At 65.7% G+C, this 6,866-nt stretch carries 5 protein-coding genes and 1 pseudogene; 2 read left to right on the top strand and 4 right to left on the bottom strand.

Annotated features, from left to right (window positions below; genetic code table 11):
* Window positions 1–352 (top strand): annotated as a pseudogene (locus L880_RS33620) (hypothetical protein); the annotation flags it as partial.
* A gap of 180 nt (window positions 353–532) precedes the next feature.
* Window positions 533–2,689 (top strand): prolyl oligopeptidase family serine peptidase, encoded by a 2,157-nt coding sequence (locus L880_RS0125390; RefSeq protein WP_169737809.1) that lies wholly within the window; start codon window positions 533–535, stop codon window positions 2,687–2,689.
* Between the two features lie 84 nt (window positions 2,690–2,773).
* Here L880_RS0125390 and L880_RS0125385 read toward each other — a convergent pair whose 3' ends face one another.
* The 4 genes from L880_RS0125385 to L880_RS0125370 all read right to left on the bottom strand — a co-directional run.
* Window positions 2,774–4,099: an MFS transporter gene (locus L880_RS0125385; RefSeq protein WP_027478001.1), complete on the bottom strand. Its 1,326-nt coding sequence runs from the start codon at window positions 4,097–4,099 to the stop codon at window positions 2,774–2,776.
* 15 nt (window positions 4,100–4,114) lie between these two features.
* A complete protein-coding gene (kce, locus tag L880_RS0125380; protein WP_027478000.1) occupies window positions 4,115–5,047 on the bottom strand; it encodes a 3,5-dioxohexanoate:acetyl-CoA acetone transferase in 933 nt (310 codons plus the stop codon).
* Window positions 5,048–5,160: 113 nt separating this feature from the next.
* Window positions 5,161–5,964, bottom strand: a complete 804-nt coding sequence (locus L880_RS0125375) for an SDR family oxidoreductase (RefSeq protein WP_027477999.1) — start codon at window positions 5,962–5,964, stop codon at window positions 5,161–5,163.
* 645 nt (window positions 5,965–6,609) lie between these two features.
* The coding region (locus L880_RS0125370; protein ID WP_027477953.1) for an integrase core domain-containing protein at window positions 6,610–6,866 on the bottom strand (257 nt) is incomplete at its 5' end.

Below are 6,866 nucleotides of genomic sequence, written 5' to 3'. Positions count from 1 at the left end.
CGACAAGAGCTTCGCCAAAACACCTACCCAACGACCTGATCTGATGGAAGAACGTCCCATGGTCGCCGACACAATGGGCCGCCTGTTCACAGAGGCGCTGCAAAAAGGAAAGAAACAAGGCCGCAAAGAAGGACGCCAGGAAGGACGACAGGAAGGACGACAAAAGGGGCGTGATGAAGGTGCCGCCTGGATGTTGACGCAGTTCATCGAACAGCGCTTCGGCCCCATCCCTGACTGGGCCCGCACCCGCATTCAATCGGCTGGGCCCGAACAACTGATGCGCTGGGGCCAACTGATCCTCACAGCCCCTTCTCTCGAAGCCCTGTTCGAGCCCGGGCACCCAAGCCACTGACACCAGCCAGGGCCCAACGCAAGCAGAGTACGCCGTTGGGCCGGTCTGGGGGCCCGTCAACGCCCCCTACCCCAACGCAACCCCAAGCTCACCCCTGCGGCCAGCACCAGCAGCCCCCATCAGCAACAGCCCATTGCGCGTGCTGCTCGTTGCAAAATGCGAGCAAAACAGGGAGCCAACATGGACATCAAACGCAGGGATCTGGCCGCTTGGCCCCTGAGGTGGGGGTTGTGGGCATCAGGCGCGGTGCAGGCATTGGCGCAGCCGCAGCCGCAGGCCGTGCCTTCAGACCCGCTCGCCTGGCTGGAGGATGTTGACTCAAAGCGCGCGCTGGAGTGGGTCAACGCACGCAGCCGCGAAGCGATGGCGTTGGTCGAGCGTGAGTCGTATTTCGCGAAGCGGCGCAGAGACGTGCTGGCCAGTCTCTCGAATCCAGCGAACATCCAGTTTCCCATCCGGCACGGTGAGTACCTCTACAACTTTTATCGCAGCGCGCGGCAGCCCCACGGCATTCTGCGGCGCACATCGCTGGAAGAATTCTCGAAGGAGCGCATCTCCTGGCGCGTGCTGATCAACTTTGACGACTTGGCGCGCGAAGAATCGCGAAACCTGGTCTACACAGGCATGGCGGTGCATGCATCAACCCAACGGGCATTGATCTTTCTGTCTGCCGGCGGTGAGGACAAGGTCGAGATGCGCGAGTTTGACCTGGAGAACCGCGCATTCGTGGCCGGCGGCTTCAACCTTCCGGCGGCGAAGATGACGGCGGCCTGGTTCGGCGCAGACGAGGTGCTGCTGGCGTCCGACTTCGGGCCGGGCACCACCACCACCAGTGGCTACGCGATGACGGCGCGCCGTTGGAAACGCGGCACGCCCGTGGCCACGGCCCCCGAGATCCTGCGCGGCCAAGCGTCGGACGTGTCGGTCAGCGTCAAGTCCAGCGGCCGCGACGGCCTGCCCCCCGTGGCACTGGTGCAACGTCGCAAGCAATTCCACCAGGCAGAGCGGCACCTGCTGCAGTTTGACGGCACCCTGACCCAGCTTGACACACCAGACGACGCCGAAGTCTGGATTGAGCGCGATTGGCTGTTGGCTCTGCTGCGTTCGCCATGGACCACGTCCGGCCACACCTACAGCGAAGGCAGTCTGATCGCGATGGCCTTGCAACAGGTGACAGAGGCGAAGGGTGCGACGGGTGCGACGCACGAATTGCATCTCGTGTTTGCAGGTGAGCCGCGCAAACGCATGGTCTGGTCGGATGTGGTGCGCGACGGCATCGTGATCGCCTCAAGTGAAGACATGCACCCGCGCCTGACCTTTGCGCGCTGGGACGGCAAGGCCTTTTCCTTTGACCCGCTGCCCGCGCCCGACACGGGGCTTGTGCATGTGCGGGCTGACCAGGGCGCCAAAGACAATCGCGTCTGGCTGACCACCCAAGCGCCGATCACCCCACAGGCTCTGGCCTTGGTGGACGTCTCAGCCCCGCAGCCGTGGCCCGCGCCCCTTAAAACCCAGGCGGCGGCGTTCAAGGCCGATGGCATGGTGGTGCGCCAATATCAGGCCCGATCGAGCGATGGCACGATGGTGCCCTACACGGTGATCGGGCCTGCCCAGCCTGCCGCCGATGCACCGGTGCTGCTGTACGGCTATGGCGGATTCGGCATTCCGCTGGAGTTGGATTACCAGCGCATGCCGGGCATCAACTGGTTGCAGTACGGCGGCGTCTATGTGATGGCGCATATCCGCGGCGGCGGCGAGTTTGGGCCGGCTTGGGCACTGGCCGCCCAGGGCGCGCGGCGGCAGCGCGCTTTCGACGATTTCATCGCGGTGGCATCGGATCTGACACAGCGCGGCCTCGCCCAGCCCGCTCGGCTGGGCATTTACGGGGCCAGCAATGGCGGAGCGCTGGTCACGGCTGTGATGGTGCAGCGCCCCGAGCTGTTCGGCGCCGTGGTGTCGCGGGTGCCGCTGACGGACATGCTGGGTTTCTCAAAACTGTTTGCCGGCGCATCCTGGATAGAAGAGTACGGTGACCCAGACAAGCCGACAGATCGCGAAGCACTCGCACGCTGGTCGCCCTACCAAAACGCCAAACCCGCAAGCGCGCAGTTCTCTTACCCCCCGATCCTCTTTCTGGGCAATCGCAACGATGATCGGGTGCACCCAGCCCACGCCCGAAAAATGGCGGCCCATCTGCGGGCACTGGGCCACACCAAGGTGTGGCTGTATGAAGAAACCGCCGGCGGCCATTCGGGGCGAACCGACCCGAACATCTACGCCCACAGAGAGGCCCTGCTCTACAGCTTCTTGTTTCAGCAATTGACCGCCGCGGCCTAGGCTTTTTTGCCCGTGCCGTTGTTGATGCCTGTGCGGCCTGGCTTGCTTGAAGCAAGGCCGCCGGAACCTGGTCACGCCTGCACCTCAGCGCCCCCTACCCCACCGCAAGCCCAGGCTCACCCCCGCGGCCAGCACCAGCAGCCCCGCCATCAGCAACAGCCCGTTGCGCGTGCTGCCCGTGGCCTGTTCGATCAGCCCCATCACCGAGGGGCCCAGAAAGCCCCCCAGCAGCCCGCAGGTGTTGACCAGCGCAATGCCCCCGGCCAAGGCCGGGCCTGACAGGCGCGCGCTGGGCACCAAGAACACGACCGACTGCACCACAAAGAACATCAGCGCCGTGAGGCTGAAGCCCACCAGGGCCCCCACCGGCCCGGCCCAGGCGGCCACCAGCAGGCCCAAGGCCATCACCAGCAAACCCAGCAGCAGCAGGCCCCGGCAGCGCCCGGGCGTGGTGGCCAGGCCGGGCAGGCAGAAGGCGCCCACGGCGGCGGCCACCCAGGGGATGGCGTTGAGCAGGCCCACCTGCAGCGGGCCCAACTGGCCGTAGGTGGCAATGATGCCGGGCAGGAAGAAGATCACCGTGTAGATGCTGATCTGGTGGCAGAAGTACACCGCAATCGCCAGCCAGATCTGCGGGTCGCGCAGGGCTTGCATCAGCGCATGACCGTGGCCTTCGGGTGCGTTGTCTGCAGCTTCGGCGGCCAGGTGTTGGCGCAGCAGGCTGCGCTGGGCCGGGCTCAGCCAGGGGGCCGTGTCGGGCCCGTCGGGCAGGTGGCGCCACACCACCCAGGCCAGGGCCACGGCAGGCAGGCCCTCGATCAAAAACATCCACTGCCAGCCATGCCAGCCGCCCAGGCCGTCGAGCTGCAGCAGGGCGCCTGCCAAGGGGCCGCTCACGATGTTGGCAATGCACACGCCCAGCAAGAAGTAGCCCGTGGCCCGGGCCCGCTCCTGGCGGCCAAACCAGTAGGTCAGGTACAGCATCACGCCGGGGAACAGCCCCGCCTCGGCCGCGCCCAGCAGCAGGCGCATCACATAGAACGAGGCCTCGCCCTGCACCAACGCCATGCCGGCCGACAACAGGCCCCAGGTGATCATGATGCGGGTGATCCAGAAGCGTGCGCCCACGCGGTGCATGATCAGGTTGCTGGGCACCTCGAGGAGCGCATAGCTCAAGAAGAACAGGCCCGCGCCCAGGCCATAGGCTGCCGCCGAGATGCCCAGATCCAGCGCCATGTGCTGCTTGGCCAGGGCAATGTTGGTGCGGTCGATGAAGCTGATCACATAGGCCAGCACCAGCAGGGGCAGCAGGCGCTTGAACAACAAGGGCGTGAGGGCGGCCACGGCATCGGCATCGGCGTCAGAGAAGGCCGCCTGCGGTGTTGCGGCATTTGCAAAGTGGGTGTTCATGGTGACTCCTTGGCTTCAGAAATCAACCTGATCAGCCCCCTTCAGGGCCAGCATCTGCCGCGCCTCGTCGGGCGTGGCCACCTGCAGGTTGAGTGCCGCCAGCACCTCGCGCACGCGGCGCACCTGCTCGGCGCTCGACACCGCCAGCTGCCCAGGCCCGGCCCACAGCGAATCCTCCAGCCCCACCCGCACATGCGCACCCATGGCAGCCCCCATGGTGGCCAGGCGCAGCTGGTGCCGCCCCGTGCCGAGGATGGACCAGCAAAAACCATCGGCCAACAAGCGCTGCGCCGTGCGCCGCATGTGCATCAGGTCTTCAGGGTCGGGCCCGATGCCACCCAGAATGCCGAACACCGACTGCACCAGCACCGGCGGCTGCACCAGCCCACGCCCCACAAAGTGCGCCAGGTTGTACAGGTGGCTGATGTCGTAGCACTCAAACTCAAAGCGCGTGCCGCGGGCGCCCGCCAGCAGCAAGGCGGTCTCGATGTCTTTGAAGGTGTTCTTGAACACCAGGTCGCGGCTGGCCTCCAGGTGCTGCTGCTCCCAGGCGTGCTCAAAGTGCTTGAAGCGGTGCAGCATGGGGTACAGGCCAAAGTTCATCGAGCCCATGTTGAGCGAGGCCAGCTCGGGCGCAAACGCCAGCACCGGGCGCATGCGCTCTTGCACGCTCATGTGCGGGCTGCCGCCGGTGGTGATGTTGATCACCGCGTTGCTGTGCGCCTTGATCTGCTCCAGAAACGGCCGAAACAGATCCGGGTCTTGCGAAGGCCGCCCGTCCACCGGGTCGCGGGCGTGCAAATGCAGAATCGCCGCCCCGGCCTCAAACGCCTCCAGGCCCGCGTCGGCGATCTGCGCCGCCGTCACCGGCAGGTAGGGCGACATGCTGGGCGTGTGGATGGCGCCCGTGGGGGCGCAGGTGATGATGACTTTGGAGTGCTGGCTCATGATGAGTCTCCGAGAAAGGTGTTTGGGCAAAGCGCGGCCCCGGCCCCCGGTGCGGGGGCCTTCTGACATGAAGTGAAGAAGAAGAGGTAGACGAGGAAGAAGAACGCGAGGCGCTAGCTCAGGGCCTGCGTCAGTCCATCCACCACCAGGCTCTGGCCGGTCACGCCGGCGGCCCAGTCGCTGGCGGCAAACACCGCCATGTGGGCGATGTCCGCCGGGCTGATCAAACGCCCCAAGGCCGACTGCCCGGTGTAGGCCCGCGCCACCTCATCCACCGGCTGCCCTGTGGCCTGGGCCCGGGCCGCGATCACGGCACGGATGCGCGGGCCATCCACCGCACCGGGCAAGACGGTGTTCACGCGAATGCCCTCGGGCCCCAGCTCAAGTGCCAGGGTTTGGGTGAAACCCACCACGGCCCATTTGGAGGCCGAATACGCCGCCCGCCCCGGCATGCCCAGGTGGCCTGCGGCCGAAGACAGGTTGATGATGCAGGCGCCGCCCCCTTGGGCCTGTGCGGCACGCAGCCGGGGCAAGGCCTCGCGCACACACAAAAACTGGCCTGTGAGATTCACCGCCAGGGTGCGGTCCCAATCCGCCAGCGTGATGGACCCCACCCCGCAAGAGGGCCCGGCCACGCCCGCGTTGTTCACCAACACATCCAGCCCGCCCAGGCGAGCATCCACCGCCTGGAACAGCCGGGCCACATCGCCCTCGGCCGACACATCAGCCAGCGCGGTGGCAAGCCCCGGGCACTGGCCCGCGGCCTCGATCAGCGCGGCGGCATCCACATCGCACACCATCACGCGCGCGCCCGCCGCCATGAAGGCCTGCGCCATGCTCAGGCCCAGGCCGCTGGCGCCGGCAGTGATCAGGGCTCTTTTACCGGCCAGTAGGTGATTGGGTTGGAAGGGGTTCATGGCGCGGCCTCCGTGTTGAGGCTGGGCCGATGGGTCGACAGGGCAAAGGCACCGCGTGGGTGCCCCGCCCCGGCACAACAGGTGCTGTTCCACGCTGCACAAAGGCCAACGCCTGCTGCGCCCGGGGCGGGTGGGTGACAAGGGGGGTGGGGGGCGGCAGCAGCGCGACTGCTGTGCCTGTGAGAAACGAGAGACATGGTTCAGAACTCCTACTAGAGCCTGGAAACCACCCGATGCTTTTACTAGGAGCATGTAGGTGGACGGGATGTAGTAACACGTCAGTAGCCGTGCACCAGACGTTGCCGTTCTGGTCATCCCGTCCGAAAGCGAAACCCTCGGCAACACCGAGGGCCGTGAATTCTGACGTGACAAAACCTCTGTGTCGGAGAGGTTGCGCCGCTACTTTTTGGTGTTACTAGCACCAACCCTTTCGGGCTGCAGCGACTATGGAGTAGGAACCGCTTTGGCCATCACTGGTGGAGCGAGGCAGGTTACCGGTGGTGAGTCTAGCGGTTTGGGCGGGAGGTTTTGAGGCAGCTGTTTGCCCGCTTCGGTAAGCGCTGGTGAATCAGCCTGGGCAACTCGGGGCGAGCTGGCAATGGGGACTGAATCGCCCCGGTTTTCAAGGAGGCTGTTTGGTTTAAGTCAGACCGCCACCGCGGTGGACTGACTGGCGAGTTGCCGATAGTAGTTTGCCTCGGCTTCTGCGGGCGGGATGTACCCGATGGGTTCGAGCAGGCGATGGTGGTTGAACCAGGACACCCATTCGAGCGTCGCGAACTCCACAGCCTCCTTCGTCTTCCAAGGCGCTCGGCGATGGATGAGCTCGGCCTTGTAGAGACCGTTGATGGTCTCGGCCAGGGCGTTGTCATAGCTGTCGCCCTTGCTGCCCACCGACGGCT

Source organism: Curvibacter gracilis ATCC BAA-807 (assembly GCF_000518645.1).
In the GTDB taxonomy this organism is placed as follows: domain Bacteria; phylum Pseudomonadota; class Gammaproteobacteria; order Burkholderiales; family Burkholderiaceae_C; genus Curvibacter; species Curvibacter gracilis.
The sequence above is the reverse complement of the archived record's forward strand: the minus strand, read 5'-3'. Positions and strand labels throughout refer to the sequence as shown.